13 protein-coding genes are annotated in these 16,112 nt (G+C 76.9%); 8 read left to right on the top strand and 5 right to left on the bottom strand.

Annotated features, from left to right (window positions below; genetic code table 11):
- Positions 1–90 precede the first annotated feature (90 nt).
- Together AB0L25_RS12230 and AB0L25_RS12225 are read left to right on the top strand one after the other, a co-directional pair.
- Positions 91–1,653 carry a PucR family transcriptional regulator ligand-binding domain-containing protein gene (locus tag AB0L25_RS12230; RefSeq protein WP_500171270.1) on the top strand — a complete coding sequence of 521 codons (1,563 nt, stop codon included), beginning with the start codon at positions 91–93 and terminating at the stop codon, positions 1,651–1,653.
- A gap of 4 nt (positions 1,654–1,657) precedes the next feature.
- Positions 1,658–3,085 (top strand): aldehyde dehydrogenase family protein, encoded by a 1,428-nt coding sequence (locus AB0L25_RS12225; RefSeq protein ID WP_500171268.1) that lies wholly within the window; start codon positions 1,658–1,660, stop codon positions 3,083–3,085.
- A gap of 67 nt (positions 3,086–3,152) precedes the next feature.
- Here AB0L25_RS12225 and AB0L25_RS12220 read toward each other — a convergent pair whose 3' ends face one another.
- Positions 3,153–4,196 carry an alpha/beta hydrolase gene (locus AB0L25_RS12220; protein ID WP_500171266.1) on the bottom strand — a complete coding sequence of 348 codons (1,044 nt, stop codon included), beginning with the start codon at positions 4,194–4,196 and terminating at the stop codon, positions 3,153–3,155.
- A 121-nt stretch (positions 4,197–4,317) separates the two neighbouring features.
- On the opposite strand from AB0L25_RS12220, the gene AB0L25_RS12215 reads away from it, so the two are divergent.
- Positions 4,318–6,393, top strand: coding sequence for a hypothetical protein (locus tag AB0L25_RS12215; RefSeq protein WP_500171264.1), 2,076 nt, complete (start codon positions 4,318–4,320; stop codon positions 6,391–6,393).
- A gap of 45 nt (positions 6,394–6,438) precedes the next feature.
- Complete coding sequence (locus tag AB0L25_RS12210; protein ID WP_500171263.1) at positions 6,439–7,374, top strand: hypothetical protein; 936 nt, start codon at positions 6,439–6,441, stop codon at positions 7,372–7,374.
- On the opposite strand, the gene AB0L25_RS12205 is transcribed toward AB0L25_RS12210, so the two are convergent.
- Positions 7,367–8,221 carry a hypothetical protein gene (locus AB0L25_RS12205; protein WP_500171261.1) on the bottom strand — a complete coding sequence of 285 codons (855 nt, stop codon included), beginning with the start codon at positions 8,219–8,221 and terminating at the stop codon, positions 7,367–7,369. The two genes, AB0L25_RS12210 and AB0L25_RS12205, sit on opposite strands and share 8 nt — an antisense overlap.
- Before the next feature lie 132 nt (positions 8,222–8,353).
- On the opposite strand from AB0L25_RS12205, the gene AB0L25_RS12200 reads away from it, so the two are divergent.
- Together AB0L25_RS12200 and AB0L25_RS12195 are read left to right on the top strand one after the other, a co-directional pair.
- A complete protein-coding gene (locus AB0L25_RS12200) occupies positions 8,354–9,481 on the top strand; it encodes a sensor histidine kinase (protein ID WP_500171259.1) in 1,128 nt (375 codons plus the stop codon).
- The gene (locus AB0L25_RS12195; protein WP_500171257.1) at positions 9,478–10,116 is read left to right on the top strand and encodes a response regulator; all 639 of its coding nucleotides are present in this window, start codon (positions 9,478–9,480) and stop codon (positions 10,114–10,116) included. The genes AB0L25_RS12200 and AB0L25_RS12195 overlap by 4 nt, the downstream gene beginning before the upstream one ends.
- A 5-nt stretch (positions 10,117–10,121) precedes the next feature.
- Here AB0L25_RS12195 and AB0L25_RS12190 read toward each other — a convergent pair whose 3' ends face one another.
- Both AB0L25_RS12190 and AB0L25_RS12185 read right to left on the bottom strand, forming a co-directional pair.
- Positions 10,122–11,663: a carboxyl transferase domain-containing protein gene (locus AB0L25_RS12190; protein WP_500171256.1), complete on the bottom strand. Its 1,542-nt coding sequence runs from the start codon at positions 11,661–11,663 to the stop codon at positions 10,122–10,124.
- A 24-nt stretch (positions 11,664–11,687) separates the two neighbouring features.
- Positions 11,688–13,067, bottom strand: coding sequence for a sensor histidine kinase (locus AB0L25_RS12185; RefSeq protein WP_500171254.1), 1,380 nt, complete (start codon positions 13,065–13,067; stop codon positions 11,688–11,690).
- Positions 13,068–13,340: 273 nt separating this feature from the next.
- Here AB0L25_RS12185 and AB0L25_RS12180 point away from each other — a divergent pair, with 273 nt between their 5' ends.
- Positions 13,341–14,624, top strand: a complete 1,284-nt coding sequence (locus tag AB0L25_RS12180) for a serine/threonine-protein kinase (RefSeq protein ID WP_500171252.1) — start codon at positions 13,341–13,343, stop codon at positions 14,622–14,624.
- 32 nt (positions 14,625–14,656) lie between these two features.
- On the opposite strand, the gene AB0L25_RS12175 is transcribed toward AB0L25_RS12180, so the two are convergent.
- Positions 14,657–15,775, bottom strand: coding sequence for a PP2C family protein-serine/threonine phosphatase (locus AB0L25_RS12175; protein WP_500171251.1), 1,119 nt, complete (start codon positions 15,773–15,775; stop codon positions 14,657–14,659).
- A gap of 160 nt (positions 15,776–15,935) precedes the next feature.
- Between AB0L25_RS12175 and AB0L25_RS12170 the strand changes: the two genes are divergently transcribed.
- Positions 15,936–16,106 (top strand): hypothetical protein, encoded by a 171-nt coding sequence (locus AB0L25_RS12170; protein ID WP_500171249.1) that lies wholly within the window; start codon positions 15,936–15,938, stop codon positions 16,104–16,106.
- Positions 16,107–16,112 lie beyond the last annotated feature (6 nt).

The raw sequence follows: 16,112 nt of genomic DNA, 5'->3' as shown, positions 1-16,112 counted from the left end.
CGCGCCTAGGATGAACGTACGGGGCGGCGAATCGCGCCGTCCCGATTGGACGCCTCGGACATTGACCGCCCACGAGCCGCAGGGAGCGCCGTGCCGCCCAGCCTGGCCGCCGTGGCGGCGATCCCGCAGCTCGGGCTGACGTCCCCGACCGGGCCGCCGCCGGACACGCCCGTCCTGTGGGTCGCGGTCAGCGAGCTGGAGGACCCGACGCCGTTCCTGGAGGGCGGCGAGCTGGTGCTCACCACGGGCATGCGGCTCACCCCGCGCAACGCGGCCGACTACGTCGCGCGGCTGGTGGGGCGCGGCGTCGCCGGGCTCGGCTTCGGGGTCGGCGTCATCCACCCGGCCGTCCCGGACGAGCTGCTCGCCGCGGCCCGCGCGCAGGGCCTGGCGGTGCTGGAGGTGCCGCGCCCGGTCCCGTTCATCGCGATCGGCAAGGCCGTCTCCCGGCTGCTCGCCGCCGAATGGTACGAGGACGTCACCCGCGCGTTCCAGGCGCAGCGGGAGCTGACGCGCGCCGCGCTCGCCGGGCCCGGACGGCTCGTCGCGCGGCTCGCGCGCCTCCTCGGCGGCTGGGCGCTGCTGCTCGACGCCGCCGGGGACGTCCGGCACGCCGAGCCCGCGCGCGCCCGCGCGCACGCGGAGGAGCTCGCGCCCGAGCTGGCGCGGCTGCGCCGCCGCCCGCCCGCGGACCGGGGCGCCCCGGACGGGTCCCCGGCGAGCCTGGCGCTGTCGCTGCCCGGCGAGCACATCGCGGTGCAGCGGATCGGGCTCGGCGGGCGGCCGCGCGGGTTCCTCGCCGTCGGGACGGGCGAGCCGCTGCCGCCGGCGGCGCACACCATCGTGGGCGCGGCGGTCGCGCTGCTCACGCTGCAGTCGGAGACCCCGCGCACCGCCCGCGACCTGCGGGCGGCGCTGGCGGGGGTGCTGCTCGGGCGGCCCGCCGGCGGCGGCGCGGTGCCGCACGGGCCGGTGCGGGTGCTGGCGTGCGCGACGCCCGCGAAGGGCGGCGCGGGCGCGGTACTGGACGCGCTCGAATCCGACCCGGCGGGCGAACGCTGCCTGCCGCTGCCGCTGCGCGGACACGTCGCGGTGATCGTCCCAGAGGCCGCCGTCGCGACCGTCACGGCCCTGCTCGCGGGCGTCGCCCCGGTCGGCGTCAGCGGTACCGCCGGTCCCCTCGACGCCGAGGACGGCGGCCCGGGCGGCGGCCGTCCGCCCGGCGCCGCCGCGGCGCTCGGGGAGGCGTTGCGGGAGGCCGAGGAGGCGCTCGCCGCGGCGGTCCGCGGGAACGTGCCCGCCATGCACCACGCCGACCTGCCGGGGCAGGGCGTGCTGGGGGTGCTCGACCCCGGCCCCGCGCGCGCCTTCGCGGAGGCGCTGCTCGCCCCGCTGCGCGCCGAACGGCTGGACGGCTCGGTGCGCGCGTACGTCCAGGCCAACGGGCAGGGCGAGACGGCCGCGCGGGCGCTCGGCGTGCACCGGCACACCCTCCGGTCGCGGCTGCGCAAGGCGGCCGAGGTCCTGGGCCGCGACCTGGACGACCCGGCCGTCCGCGCCGAACTGTGGGTCGCGTTCGCCGTCGCGGCCAACGAGGGCGACCGGATTCGCCATGTCGGAGACTCCCCAGCGGGGCCTCCGGAGATAGCGTGAAGGCATGAACGCGACCCCATTCTGGCTGGCCGGCCGGCCCGAGACCGGTGACGGCGAACTGACCGTGACGCACCCCTACGACGGCCGCGTCGTCGGGACCGTCGCGGTGCCGACCCCCGCGCAGGTGGAGGAGGCGGTCGCGGCCGCCGACGCGGTGCGCCGGGACGCGGCGGCGCTGCCGCTGCACGTCCGCGCCGAGGCGCTCGCGCACGTGTCCGCCCGGCTCGCCGAGCGGTCCGAGGAGGTCGCCCGGCTGATCACCGGCGAGAACGGCAAGCCGCTGCTGTGGGCGCGCGGCGAGGTCGCCCGCGCGGTCTCCACGTTCCGGTTCGCCGCCGAGGAGGCCCGCCGCTTCAGCGCGACCACCCAGCGGCTCGACACCGACCCCGCCGCCGAGGGCCGGATGGCCTACATCACCCGCGTCCCCAAGGGCCCGGTGCTCGGCATCTCCCCGTTCAACTTCCCGCTCAACCTCGCCGCCCACAAGATCGCCCCGGCGATCGCGGCCGGCACCCCGATCGTGCTGAAGCCCGCCCCCGCCACCCCGCTGTCGGCGCTGCTGCTCGGCGAGCTGCTCGCCGAGACCGACCTGCCCGCCGGGATGTGGTCGGTGCTGACGGTGCCGAACGACCGCGCGTCCGACCTCGTCGACGACCCGCGGCTGCCGATCGTGTCGTTCACCGGGTCCGTCCCGGTCGGATGGGCGATCAAGGACCGGGCGCCGCGCAAGCACGTCACGCTGGAGCTCGGCGGGAACGGCGCCGCGGTCGTCCTGCCGGACGCCGACCTCGACTGGGCCGCGAAGCGGATCGGCCTGTTCGCCAACTACCAGGCGGGGCAGAGCTGCATCGCCGTGCAGCGCGTCTACGTCGACCGCTCCGTCTACGAGGAGTTCCTGCCGAAGCTGGTGGAGAACGTCGAGAGCCTCGTGACCGGCGACCCGTGGGACGACAAGACGCAGGTGGGGCCGCTGGTCAGCCAGGAGGCCGCCGAACGCGTCGAGGCGTGGGTGGACGAGGCCGTCGCGGCGGGCGCGAAGGTCCTCGCGGGCGGCACCCGGGAGGGCGCCGCGTACGCGCCGACGCTGCTCGCCGACGTCCCGGACGACGCCAAGGTGTCCCGCGAGGAGGTGTTCGGCCCGGTCATGCTCGTCCAGCCGGTGGACGGCGTGGACGAGGCGTTCGAGCGGGTCAACGACTCCAAGTTCGGGCTCCAGGCGGGCATCTTCACCCGCAGCATCGACGTCGCGTTCCGCGCGCACCGCGAGCTCGAGGTCGGCGGCGTCGTCATCGGCGACGTCCCGTCCTACCGGGCCGACCAGATGCCGTACGGCGGCGTGAAGGACTCGGGCGTCGGCCGGGAGGGGCTGCGGTCGGCGATGGAGGACTACACCGAGGAGAAGGTGATGGTCTTCACCGGGCTGCAGCTCTGAACCCTGCGCCTCTGAACCCTGCGCCTCTGCGCCCTGCGCCGTCCTCCCGGCCCGGGCCCGGTCTCCGTCAGCGGAGCCGGGCCCGCGCCACGCCGGTGCGCAGCGCCCCGGCGGCCTCCGCCATCGCCTCGCGGAACCGGCCGCCGAGGCCCCACATGTTCGCGAAGCCGTGGATCAGGTCGTCCTGCCGCCGCAGCGCGACCGGCACCCCGGCGCCGGAGAGCCGCTTCGCGAACTCTTCGCCCTCGTCCCGCAGCGGGTCGAACCCGGCCGTCACCAGGTAGGTCGGCGGGAACCCGGCGACGTCGCCGGCGAGCAGCGGCGACGCGTCCGGCTCCTTGCGGCGCTCCTCGTCCGGGCAGTAGTGGTCGCTGAACCACACCATGTCGGCGTCGGTGAGCATGAACCCCTCGGCGAACAGCTCGCGGGACCGCCGCCGGACCGACATGTCGGTCGCCGGGTAGAACAGCAGCGCGAAGTCCGGGCGGCGCTCGGCGCGCAGCCCGACGACCGCGGCGAGGTTCCCGCCCGCGCTGTCCCCGCCGACCGCGATCGCGTCCGGGTCGGCGCCCAGCTCGCGGGCGTGCTCCACCGCGTACGCCCACGCCTCCAGGGCGTCCTCCACCGCCGCCGGGTACCGGTGCTCGGGCGCGAGCCGGTACCCGACCGACAGCACCCGCGCCTCCGCGTTCACCGCGAGGTACCGGCACACCGAGTCGTGGGTGTCGAGGTCGCCGATGACCCAGCCGCCGCCGTGGTAGAAGACCAGCAGCGGCGAGCCCTCCGCCAGCCCGGCCGGGGTGTACAGCCGCGCCGGGACGTCCCCGGCGGCGACGTCGCGGGTCTTCACCGGCCGCGGCAGGGACCGGACGAGCAGCTTGTTCGACCGCTCCATGCCGCGGCGGGCGTCCGCGGGCCGCCCGCCGCCCAGGTTGCGCTGCTCCAGCCGCGACAGCGTCAGGAGGAGCTGCGCGTCCAGCGCGAGCCGCTGCCCGTCCCGGCGCACCGGCGCCCCCGCGATCACGCGGCGGACGGGGTCCGGCAGCGCGAACACGCCGCGCAGCACGCCGCCGACGACCGCGGGCGGAACGAGTTCGGACAGACGAGACATCTGTACCTCCTGGGGGGCGAACCGTCCGCCGATCGTAACGATGCCGACCTACCCACCGGTAGGGCCCATCCCGGGCGGATCCCCGTGGCCCCGCGCGCCGGCCCGGATTACCGTACGGACCATGCGATCGGGGCGGCGCGAACGGCTGCTGGCGCGGGCCGTCCGGGACGGCTTCCAGGGACCGGCCTGGGAGCGGCTGCGGAAGGCGGGCGACAGCGGCGACCAGGGCGTGATCGACGCGCTGTGGGCCCGCTGGCTCGACCGCGACCCCCACGACGAACTGCTCCGGGCGCTGCGGTCGTGGCGCCGTCCCGCGCGCGGCGACCGGCGGGCGCGGAGCCTGGTGGCGCTCGGCGGCGGCACCCGCCCCGGCGGCGAGCGCGCCGCCCTGCTCGCCGCCGCGCTCGTCGAGGACCACCCGCTCGGGACGATCGCGCGGGACCTGCTCGCGCGGACGACCGACCCGGACCTGCTGCGCGACGCGCTCGCCGCCGCCCTCGACGCCGGGCCCGGCGCCCCGCTCGCGGCCGTCCTCGCCGGCCGCGACGACCTCCCCCACGATCCGGCGGCGCTCGCCGAACTGTTCCTCGTCACCGGGCGCCACGCCCGGTACCGCGCGCTCGACCCCGACGGGACGCACCTCGCGCGGGCCTACGCGACGGCCGGCGGGCCCCGCCGGGAGCGGATGCGGGAGGCGATGCTCCGCGCGGGCGACCTGGACGCCGTCCGCGTCGTCGCCGACCGCGACCGGGGCGCCGGCCTCGGCGTCGGGGAGCGCCGCGACCTCGCGCACGCCCTGCTCGAGAACCGCCGGTGGGAGGAGGCGTGGCGGCTGGCCAAGCGGCTCCCGCTCGCCGACGCCGCCGCCGTCGCCCGCGCCCTCCCCGCCGGCTGGCGGCCCGCCCCGGCGGACCGCCGGGTCCTCGCGCTGCTCCGCGCGGCCCCGTCCCGCCTCCACGCGCACGTCGCGGTGGTCGCGGACGCCGACCGCCGGACCGTGCCGGTGAGCGGGCTGGTGGAGGCGGGCGCCTTCTCGCCCGACGCCCGGTTCATGGTCGTCGCGCACGTCGGCCGGGCGCAGCCGACCGACCCCTGCACTGTTCAGGTCTTCACGCTGGACGGCGGCGTCGCGACCTTCGCCGGACGGCACGTCGTCGACGGCGGCACGCCGCGGTTCGCCCTCACCGAGCACGGCGCCGCGATCGCCCCCGAGCACGACGAGCGGAACGTCTGGTGGCTGCCGTTCGCGGACGGGCGGATGGAGCGGCTGCCGGTCGACGACCGCGTCACCCACCTGGCGCCCGTCCCCGGCGGCTTCGTCGCCGCGGCCCTCACCGGCGACCGGAAGGTGCGCCTGCACCGGTTCGACCGCGCCGGGCGCCCGTCCCCGGACGGGCCGCTGACCACGGCCGACCTGCCGTTCCTCACCGCCTTCCCCCCGAACCACAGCGTCGACCCGGTCACCTTCGCCTGGTCGTACGAGGTGTTCGCCGATCCGGTGAGCGGGCGGGTCGCGTTCCACAGCCGCGCCCCGCTGCGGATCGTCGTCATCGAACCGGACGGGCGGGTCGTCGCCGACTCGGAGAACGGCCATGCCCGGCAGGGCTCCCCCTGGGCGCCGACGACCCCCGGCTGCTTCACCGCACCGGACCGCCTGTTCACCGACGGGCGCCTCATCGCGTGCACGCCGGACGGCGGCCTGCGCGACATCGCGGCGCTCACGCCGCACCTCCACGAGTCCGTCGGCGCCGTCGTCCACCTGCCCGCGACCGGGGAACTGCTCGGCGCCTCGCCGTCCCGGCTGTACACCCCGGGGACCGCCTGGTACGCGGACGCCGCCACGCTGGAGCCCGTCCCGGGCCCGCGCCCGCTGTCCGGGCTGCCCGCCCGCGCCGTCTGGGCGACCCCGGACGGCACCGTGCACGCGGCCGGCCGCGACGCCGTGACCCTCGTGGACGAGGCCGTGCGGGCCGCCGCCGCACCGGCCGTCCGTCCGCTCGACGAGCTGACCGCCGCCGACCTGGGCGTCCTCGCCGACCTGCGGCGGCGCACCCCGCCGGGCCGGTCGGCGTTCCGGACGGTCGTCGACCTCCTGCACGACGTGCTGGAGGCCACCCCGATCGGCGCGGACGTCGAACTCGGCGAGGCGTCCGCGCCCGTGGCGGGCCCCGACGACATCGCGCTGGGCGGCCCGTGACGGGCATACCGGAAACGTCGCCTCCGCCCCCTACGCTTACCGATCATGGGTTATGACACGAGCTTCCACCCGGTCGACATGGCGCTGGTCGAAGGCCGCCTGCTGCCGTACATCGCCGGGCACGGGGACGCCGACGGCATCGACGACCTGATCGCGCGGGCGGTCGAGATCCGCAAGACGCGCTTCCGCGCCAAGGCGTGGGCGCTCGGCGTGCTCGAGGCGACCCGCGATCTGGACGGCGTCGCGTTCGACTCCGGGCTGCACGTGTGGGGACGTCCGTTCTTCATCGTCGGCGACGCGATCGAGGGGATCGCCGAGGACGTCCGGCGGTACCTCGCGACGCCGAGCGGCGAGGTCGACGCGCTCGCGCGGGAGATGATCGACCGCATCGACCCGGCGCTGGCGGCGCGCGTCACGCCCGACACCGGCGGGCGGCTGCCGGACGACGAGCGGCTCGCCGCGGCCATGGGCACGGCCCTGCGGATCCTGCGCGGCGCGGCGATCGCCCTCCGCGAGGGGAGGCGGACCGTCCGCCACCCGGACGGGCGGGAGTTCGACGCCGCCGAGATCCTGGCGAGCGAGGTGCCGTTCAACCTGCTGACGTTCGCCGCCGCGCTGCTGCCGGGCTGGATGTCGCGCGGCCGCACCTGGCCCACCGCGCTCTGCGCCGACGCGCGCGTCGCGGACGAGGGCTTCACCGCCCCGGCGGCGCTCACCGGGCTGCTCCGCGAGGAGTTCCCCGGCCTGGACTGGCCGCTCCCCGACGGCACCGTAACCGGCAACTACATGGTCGGCGGCCTGGTCCCGGCACCCGAGGTCGCCGGGGCCCGCGCGAACCTCGCCCGGCACCGGGACGCCTTCGACTGCGACCCGTCCGACCTGCGGAAGATCGACGAGGCGATGGGCGTCGCCGCGGAGTTCGGCGCCGCCTTCTGCGAGGCGACCGAGATCTACAGCGGCATGGAGGGCAACCTCAACTGAGCCGCCGCGCGGCGGGCACCGGCCGGCGGGCGGGCTCGCCGGCGCCCGCCCGCCCCCAGCGGGTCCGGCCGCCCGGCTTCACGACCGAGAGCACGACGGCCGTCCACAGCAGCGCCGTGTAGCCGAGCATGCAGCAGACGAGGACGACGCCGAGCCCGCCGGGGTCGCCCGCCGGGTCGAGCGTGCGGTGCTCCAGCTCCTCGATCCAGCCGCTCTGCACCGTCGCGACGACCGGGATGACCAGCGAGATCGCGAACTTCAGCAGGACCCACCAGTGCCGGACCAGGCCCCACTTGGTGCCCAGCGAGACGACGAGCCCGGTGATGATCGCGAGCGCGACGCTGGGGATGACGATCGCCAGGTCGAACACGTGCATGAGCACGTAGGCGCCGTGCCGGACGGCGTGCCCGTCGGCGGTCGCCCCCGCCACGGCGAGCGTCGACATCGCGGTCGCCAGCCCGAGCCAGCCGACGCTCACCCCGACGTGCAGGGTGAGCCACACCCGGCGCGACGTCCGCTTCAGCATCGGGAAGCGGGGCCGCATGACCGCGACGGTCAGCGCGCCGAACAGCATGCCCGCCAGCGGCGCCTGCGAGCCGCCGAACAGGAAGAGGAACTGGACGGGCAGGAACCCGAGGTGGAACCCGATCAGGGTCCGGCGGGCGCCGCCGAGCGCGAGGACGACCAGCAGCGCGGCCGCCACGAGGTACCCGCCGGTCGCGATCGTCTGCATCAACGGGTACTTGGGATCGGGGACGGTCTGGAAGGCGAGGGCGGCGACCGTCCCGTACGCCGCGAAGGCGTAGTGGAGGGGACGCCTGGTCGGTGGGGGCGTCGGTGCGGACATGCGCCCAGCGTCGCCGCGGCGGGGACGCCCGCGCATCGGCCGATCCGCGCGGCCGGGTCGGTGGAAGGATGGCGCCCACGTACAACTTTCTGCCGATCCCGGGCGGGCGGGCCGCGGTTATCGTGGGCGTTCATGAAGCGGGACGCGCTCGCCGCCGTCGTCGTCGCCGCCGCGGTCGCGTCCGGCGACGGCGGCTCGGGCGGCTCGTTCGGCGACACCGACCTCGCGTACACGTCGTGGCACCCGCCGCTGTGGTGCGCGATCGTGCTGGGCGTCCTGGCGGGCGCCGCGGCCTGGTGGCGGCGCCGCCGCCCGGACGTGCTGCTGGCGGCCGCGGCGGCGGGCTGGCTCACCACCGGCGCGTTCACCCCGCTGCTGCTCGCGCAGTACACCGTCGGGGAGCGCACCCGGTCGTGGCGGGGGACGATGGCGCGCACGGTCCCGGCCGTCCTGCTGGTCGGCCTGCCGTTCTGGCGCGTCGGCGGCCCGGACGCCGCGGCGCCGCTCACCGCGGCGGTCTGCGTCGCCCCGGCGCTGCTCGGGCTCTACGTCGGCACCCGCCGGGAGCTGATCGCCGGGATGCGGGAACGGGTCGAGCGCGCCGAGCGCGAGCAGCACCGGCGGGTGCTGGCGGCCCGCGCCGAGGAGCGCGCCCAGATCGCCCGGGACATGCACGACGTCGTCACGCACCGCGTCGCGCTGATGGTGCTGCACACGACGGCGCTCGAGGCGGCGGAGGGCCGCGACGCCCTCGCCATCGGCCGCCGGATCGGCGGGATCGGCCGCGAGGCGCTGGCGGAGCTGCGCGCGCTGGTCGAGGTGCTGCGGACCGGGGACGCGCCGCTGGCGCCGCAGCGCGGCCTCGACGACCTGCCGGAGCTGGTCGCCGAGTCGCGCCGCATCGGCATGCCGGTCACGCTCGAGGCGGAGGACGGGACGGGCGAGCCGGCGCCCGCCCTCGTGGAGCACGCCGCCTACCGCGTGGTGCAGGAGGCGCTCACCAACGTGCACAAGCACGCCGGGAACGCGCGGACGGTCGTGCGGGTCGTCCGGTCGCCCGGGTCGCTGCGGCTTTCGGTGACGAACGGCCCGCCGGGCCCGCGCCCGGCGGCGGCGGGGGTGCTGCCGGGCGGCGACCACGGGCTGCTCGGCGTCGCCGAGCGGGTCCGGCTCGTCGGCGGCGAGCTGACCGCGCGGCCGACCCCGGACGGCGGGTTCGAGGTCGCGGCCGAGGTGCCGCTGCGCGAGGCGGCGCCGTGATCCGCGTCCTGGTCGTCGACGACGAGTGGATGGTCCGCGCGATGCTGCGCACCATCCTCGGCGCGGCGCCCGACATCACCGTCGTGGACGAGGCGTCCGACGGCGAGGAGGCGGTCCGGCGGGCGCGGGCCCGCGACCCGGACGTCATCCTGATGGACATCCGGATGCCGCGCGCCGACGGCCTGGCCGCCACCGCGCGGCTCGCGCCCCGGTACCCCGTCGTCGTGCTGACGACGTTCGACCTCGACGAGTACGTGCGGACCGCGCTGCGGCACGGCGCGGTCGGGTTCCTGCTGAAGGACGCCTCGGGCGAGGAGATGCTCGCCGCCGTCCGCAGCGCCGCGCGCGGCGACGCGATGCTGTCCCCGAAGGTGACGCGGCGGCTGCTGCGCCGGTTCGCCGACACCGGGCGCGCCGAAGCCGAACGGCGCCTCGACGTCCTCACCGCCAAGGAGCGGGAGGTCCTGGTCGCGGTCGGCGGCGGCCTGTCCAACACCGACATCGCCGCCGCCCTGCACATGAGCGAGGCGACGGTGAAGACGCACGTCAGCCGCATCCTGGCGAAGCTGGCGCTGACCAACCGCGTGCAGGCCGCGATCCTCGCGCACCGCGCCGGACTCCTGGACGACGGCTGACGGCCTCAGCGGTACCGGGCCTGCCGGGCGGCGGGGCTCCCCGCCGCGAGCCCGGACAGTTCCCGCTCGATCGCCGCGGCGGCGCGGCGGCAGAACGCCGCGGGCTCGTCGGCCGCGTCCGGCAGCTCGTCCACCAGGACGTCCGCGGTCCCGGCGCGCAGCAGGTCGGACGACCGGACGCCCTGGGCCGCCGCGAGCTCGGCGGCCCGGCCGGGGGTGCGGTGCACGATCACCGACGCGCCCTCGGGCGGCAGCGGCGACAGCCAGCCGTGCCGGGCCACGAGGACCCGGTCGGCGGGCAGCAGCGCGAGCGCCGCCCCGCCGGTGCCCTCGCCGAGCAGCAGGCAGAGCGTCGGCGCGGCGAGGGTCAGCAGGTCGGCGAGGCAGCGGGCGATCTCCCCCGCCAGGCCGCCCTCCTCCGCCTCGGCGGACGGCACGGCGCCGGGCGTGTCGACCACGGTGACCAGCGGCAGGCCGAGTTCGGCGGCGAGCGCCATGCCGCGCCGGGCGACGCGCAGCCCGGCCGGCCCGAGCGGATGCCCGGCCCGCTGCGACCGGCGGTCCTGCCCGACGAGGACGCACGGCGCCGCGCCGAACCGGGCGAGCGCCAGCAGCAGCCCCGGGTCGGCCTCCCCCTGCCCCGTCCCGGAAAGCGGCGTGACGTCGGACGCACCGTGCCGCAGCAACTCGGCGACCCCGGGACGCCCGGCCCGCCGAGACCGCTCGATCGAATCCCACGCGTCGTCACCGTCCCGACCCCCCGCCTCCGCAGCACCCCTCTCAGCGGCGGCCTTCGTCTCCGGACGGGTGGACGGTGGGCGGGTGGCCGGCGGGCGCCCGCAGAGGACCGCGAGGGCGCCCGAGGCGATCGCGGCCAGGTCGTCGATCGGTACCACGGCGTCCAGCAGGCCCTTCGCGGCGAGGTTCTCCGCGACCTGCACGCCCGGCGGGAACGGCTCCCCGTACAGGCCCTCGTACACGCGCGGGCCGAGGAAGCCGATCAGCGCGCCCGGCTCGGCGGCCGTCACGTGCCCGAGCGAGCCCCACGACGCGAACACCCCGCCGGTCGTCGGGTGCCGCAGGTAGACGAGGTACGGGAGCCCGGCCGCGCGGTGCGCCATGACGGCCCCGGTGATGCGGGCCATCTGGACGAACGCGGCCGTGCCCTCCTGCATCCGGGTGCCGCCGGAGGACGGCGCGGCGAGCAGCGGCAGTCCCGCGGCGGTGGCGCGCTCGACGGCGGCGACGATCCGGTCGGCGGTGGCCCGCCCGATCGATCCCGCGAGGAACCGGAACTCCGACACGACGAACGCGACGCGGCGCCCGCGCAGCCGTCCCTCGCCGGTGAGGACGGCCTCGTCGCACCCGCTGCGCTCGCGCGCGGCGGCGAGCTCCGCGCCGTAGGCGGAGTCCGGCGCGGGCCCGGTCCCCGCGCCGGCCGGTTCGTCCCACGTCGTCCACGTGCCCTCGTCCAGTACCCGGCGCAGCAGTTCGCGCGCCCCGACCCGTTCCGACACAGGGCTCCCTTCGACGGCGGTCCCCAGCATGATGACCGGACGCCGGGCGGGCGGTCACGCGGGGGTCGCGCCGGGGGGCGGATCGCGGGGGATCCGCATGACGAGCCGGGCGCCCGCGTCGCTGTCGGCGACGACGAGCGAGCCGCCGTGCGCGACGGCGATGTCGCGGGAGATGGGGAGGCCGAGGCCGGTGCCGCTCCGGTCGCGGCGCCGCGCCTCGTCCAGCCGGGTGAAGCGGCGGAAGACCCGCTCGCGGTCGTCGCGGGCGATGCCCGCGCCGTCGTCGAGCACCTCCAGGACGGCGTCCGGCCCGTCGGCCGCCACGGTGACCCGCACCCACGACCGCGCGTGCCGCTCGGCGTTGTCGAGCAGGTTCGTCAGCACCCGCGCGAGCTGGTGGGGCACCCCCCGGATCGTGACGCCCTCGGCGGCGTCGATGTGCACCGGCACCCGCCGGGGGCGCCGCCCGGCCTCCTCCCGGACGAACGCGCCGAGGTCCAGGGGGTGCGGTTCGGCCTCGACGCCCGAGCCGAGGCGGGCGAGGATGAGCAGGTCCGACACGATGCCCTGCAGGCGGTCGGCGTCGGCGAGCGCGGCGCGCGCGACCGCGGGCCAGTCCTCGTCCTCGGGGGCCTGCAGCGCCACCTCCAGCTGGGCGCACAGGCCGGTGATGGGGCTGCGCAGCTCGTGCGAGACGTCCGCGACGAACGCGCGCTGCCGGGTGAGCACCTGCTCCAGCCGGTACAGCGTGAGGTTCACCGACTGGGCCAGCTCCGACACCTCGTCGTGCTGCTCGGGCACGGTGACGCGGCCGTGGTCGCCGCCGGTGATCTGCGCGAGCTCCGCGCTCATCACCCGGACGGGCCGCAGCGCGCGGCGCACCGCGAACGCGACGATCCACGACGTCAGCGCGGTGCCGAGCACGACGCCGGTCGCGAGCGCCCCGATGAAGAAGCCCTTGTTCATCGTGTAGATGGCGATCGGCGCGCCCGCGTAGACGATGCGGGGGCCGTCCGGGCTCTGGACGCGCGTGGCGATGACGTAGACGTCCGGCGCCACGCCGGGCACCTCGGTGACGTAGGAGCGGGTGCCGCCCGGTTCGGACGGGGCGGGCAGGCGGAGCGGGCCCTGCCCGCGGAGGGCGTCGCTGGCCGCGAGCAGTTCGCCCTGCGGCGTCACGACCTGCAGCAGCGAGAAGTCGGGGTCGCGGATCGGCAGCGCGCCGCGCGGCTCGCTCGTCCGGACGAGCGTGGCGAGGTCGCGGGCCACGATCAGGCCCCGGTCGTGGAGGTGGGTGTTCACGGTGCGGCGCAGCGAGAAGTAGAAGCCCGTCACGCCGACCGTCAGCAGCACCGCGACGACGACGGTCGCGACGGCGGTGACGCGGGCCCGCACCGACCAGCGCGAGGGCGTCCACGCGCCCCGGAAGATCACTGCGGCGCCCCCTCCCCCTTTCCGTGCCGCGCGGCGGCCGCCGTGCGCCGAGCGCCCGGGAGGAGTGCGCAGAACAGGTTGTTACCGAAGCATTGCGCAGCGAAACATCCCCACATACCCCACCGAAACCCCCGCGCCACCCGCGGCGGGCACACTGCACTCAGGGCGGCACCGAGGCCCTTCTTCCAGTCAGTTCCTGCACAAACGCGCCATATTTTGCGAACGAGCGGGGATGGACGGACGGGAGATACGCGAGGGAGTCGGGACACCACCATGGACGCAGACATCCGGCCGCTGGAGCCGGCGGACCCCCGGGTCGTCGGCGGGCACCCCCTGCTCGGCCGTCTCGGCTCGGGCGGCATGGGCACCGTGTACCTCGGGACGGACCCCGAGTCGGGCGGGCGCGTCGCGGTGAAGACGATCCACCCGCACCTCGCCCGCGACCCGTCCTACCGCCGGCGGTTCAAGGACGAGGCGTACCTGGCGAGCCGCGTGGCGTCCTTCTGCACCGCGCGCGTGCTCGCGCACGGCGAGGAGGACGGCCGCCCGTACCTCGTCACCGACTACGTCGGCGGCGTCTCGCTGCACGACCGGCTCGCGGCGAACGGCCCGCTGCCGCCCGGCGACCTGCACGGCGTCGCGGTCGGCGTCGCGTCCGCGCTCGCCGCGATCCACGCCGCCGGGCTCGTGCACCGCGACCTGAAACCGGCCAACGTCATGCTCACGCTGTCCGGGTGCCGCGTCATCGACTTCGGCATCGCCGGCAGCCAGGACGCCCGCGGCGCCCGCGGGACGGACCGGGCGGGCAGGTCCGGGAAGGTGCTCGGCACGCCCGGCTGGATGGCGCCGGAGGTCCTCGTCGGGGGCGCCGCCACCCCGGCCGCCGACATCTTCGCGTGGGGCTGCCTCATCGCGCACGCCGGCACCGGCCGGATGCCGTTCGGCGGCGACCCGGCGCGGCTGCGCGTCACGACCGGCGAACCCGACCTCGACGGGCTCCCGGAGGCGCTCGTCCCGGCCGTCCGGTCGGCGCTGGCGAAGAACCCGGCCGCCCGCCCCACCGCCGCGGACCTGCTGCTGACGCTGGTGGAGCAGCCGCAGCCGTGCGGGGTGCCCGCGGGGGTCTCGGTGCCGGACACGATGTCGGGTGCGATGCCGGGCACGGTGTCCGGCTCGATGTCGGGCGCCGTGCAGAGCGCGGTGCGGGGCGCCGTCCGGGGCGCGGTGCAGGGCGCCGTCCAGGGGGCCGGCCCGGCGCTCGCCGCGGCGCCGTCCGGGGCACTGCGGGCGCGCACGACGCCGGGCCCGTTCCGGCCCGCCCGCCGGGCCCGGCCGACCGCCGCCGACCCGGGCGTCCCGACGAAGACGTTCGCGCCGCTCGGCGGCACCGGCGGCTGGGCGTCGCCGCGCACCCGGCTGCTCGCGGGCGCGGGCGCCGCCGCGGGCACGGCGCTGCTCTGGGCGATCATCACGGGCCTGCAGGGCCGGGGCGAGCCGCGCGCGACGTCCGTCCAGGTCCACGCGCGGCGGACGCCGGTGCGGCAGCGGCGCCGCTGACGCCGGGCGCGCCGGGTCGGGCGCGCCGGGGGTCAGGTGCGCCAGATCAGGACGAGCGCGCAGTCGTCGTCGCGGGCGGCGGCCATCCGCTCCACCAGTTCCCGCGCGCCCTTGCGGAACCCGTGCGGGACGAGCCGTTCCGCCTCGCCGAGCAGCCGGTCGATGCCGGCGTCCAGGTCCAGGCCGGGTGACTCGACCAGCCCGTCGGTGTAGAGCAGGAGCGCGTCGCCGGGCCGCAGCCGCCCGTGCTCGGGGACGGTCGACACCTCGGGCACGACCCCGAGCACCACGCCCTTGGCGGGGCTGACCTGCCACGCTCCGCTGCTCGCGTCGAACTGGACGGCCGGGGGGTGCCCCGCCGACTCGACCGTGTACTCGCCCGTCCGCAGGTCGACGACCACGTGCACGGCGGTGACGAACCCCTCGTCCCACCGCTGGCGCTGCAGGTACACGTTGCACGCCTGGAGGAAACGGTCAGGTTGGATCGATCCAAGCAAACCGCCGAAAGCACCCGACAGCATGAGGGCCCGTGTGCCCGCGTCCGTGCCCTTGCCCGAGACGTCGACGAGGGCCACCTCGAGCACGTCGCCCTCGCACGCCGACACCACGAAGTCGCCGCCGAACGACGACCCGCCCGCCTGCAGCAGCACGACCTGCGACGACCAGCCGTCCGGCAGTTCCGGCAGCTCGCCCTGCCGCCGCAGCCGGTCGCGCAGGTCGAGCAGCATCGAGTCGCCGCGCAGGCCCTGGACGCCCAGCTGCTGCCGCGTCCGCGCGAGCGTGAGCGCCAGCACCGCCGTCACCGCCAGCGTCGCGATCATGCCCCACCCGATCGCGGGGCCGTTGTGCCACGCCGCGAAGCACACCATCGCCACGACGATGACCAGCAGGGCCACCAGGCTCCGCACCCGCAGCAGCAGCCCGCCGCCCAGCACGACCAGCACCAGGACGCCCGACGGCGCCAGCCCCCGCGTGTCGTTCGCCGTCGCCGCCCCGATCACCACCGCGAGCACCGCCAGCGCCGCGAACACGTACCGGTCGCGGGTCAGCCGCCCGCGGCGCAGCAACCGGTACAGGACCACGAGGACCGGGATCCTGCGCAGGAAGGCCCGCACTCTCGGCGGCAGGCGCTGCACCAGACGTTGAAGCATGACTCCGGCACTGTATCGAGCAATGACCCGCCCCGGACGGGATCCACGCCACCCGTCACTCCTTGTAACGGTCCAGTCGCAAGATTTCCGGGTACAAGCCCTGTTCAGGAGATTTCCGGGGCCGGCGGTGCCCGCGGGACGGGACACGAGGAGGCGACGGATGGGTCAGCCGGGCATGCGCATCACGGTGGACGCGGCGATGCGGGCGCGCGACGTCTCCCGCCCGCGCCCCGCGGGCGAGGACGTCCCCGCGCCCGCGCGGGCGCCGAAGCGCAGCCGCGCCGCGAAGAACGAGCGCCGCCGCCAGGACAAGCGCGGCGGCCGCTCCTAGCCCCGC

This window comes from Spirillospora sp. NPDC052242, from assembly GCF_040679555.1.
Lineage (GTDB): Bacteria > Actinomycetota > Actinomycetes > Streptosporangiales > Streptosporangiaceae > Spirillospora.
Note: the sequence above shows the minus strand (reverse complement) of the source record. Positions and strands in the feature narration are given on the sequence as shown.

Bases quoted from the DNA above. Each gene is read 5' to 3' on its own strand.
- AB0L25_RS12225 (WP_500171268.1), top strand. From the start codon at position 1,658: ATGAACGCGACCCCATTCTGGCTGGCCGGCCGGCCCGAGACCGGTGAC.
- AB0L25_RS12220 (WP_500171266.1), bottom strand. From the start codon at position 4,196: ATGTCTCGTCTGTCCGAACTCGTTCCGCCCGCGGTCGTCGGCGGCGTG.
- AB0L25_RS12215 (WP_500171264.1), top strand. From the start codon at position 4,318: ATGCGATCGGGGCGGCGCGAACGGCTGCTGGCGCGGGCCGTCCGGGAC.
- AB0L25_RS12210 (WP_500171263.1), top strand. From the start codon at position 6,439: ATGGGTTATGACACGAGCTTCCACCCGGTCGACATGGCGCTGGTCGAA.
- AB0L25_RS12205 (WP_500171261.1), bottom strand. From the start codon at position 8,221: ATGTCCGCACCGACGCCCCCACCGACCAGGCGTCCCCTCCACTACGCC.
- AB0L25_RS12200 (WP_500171259.1), top strand. From the start codon at position 8,354: ATGAAGCGGGACGCGCTCGCCGCCGTCGTCGTCGCCGCCGCGGTCGCG.
- AB0L25_RS12190 (WP_500171256.1), bottom strand. From the start codon at position 11,663: ATGCTGGGGACCGCCGTCGAAGGGAGCCCTGTGTCGGAACGGGTCGGG.
- AB0L25_RS12180 (WP_500171252.1), top strand. From the start codon at position 13,341: ATGGACGCAGACATCCGGCCGCTGGAGCCGGCGGACCCCCGGGTCGTC.
- AB0L25_RS12175 (WP_500171251.1), bottom strand. From the start codon at position 15,775: ATGCTTCAACGTCTGGTGCAGCGCCTGCCGCCGAGAGTGCGGGCCTTC.
- AB0L25_RS12170 (WP_500171249.1), top strand. From the start codon at position 15,936: ATGGGTCAGCCGGGCATGCGCATCACGGTGGACGCGGCGATGCGGGCG.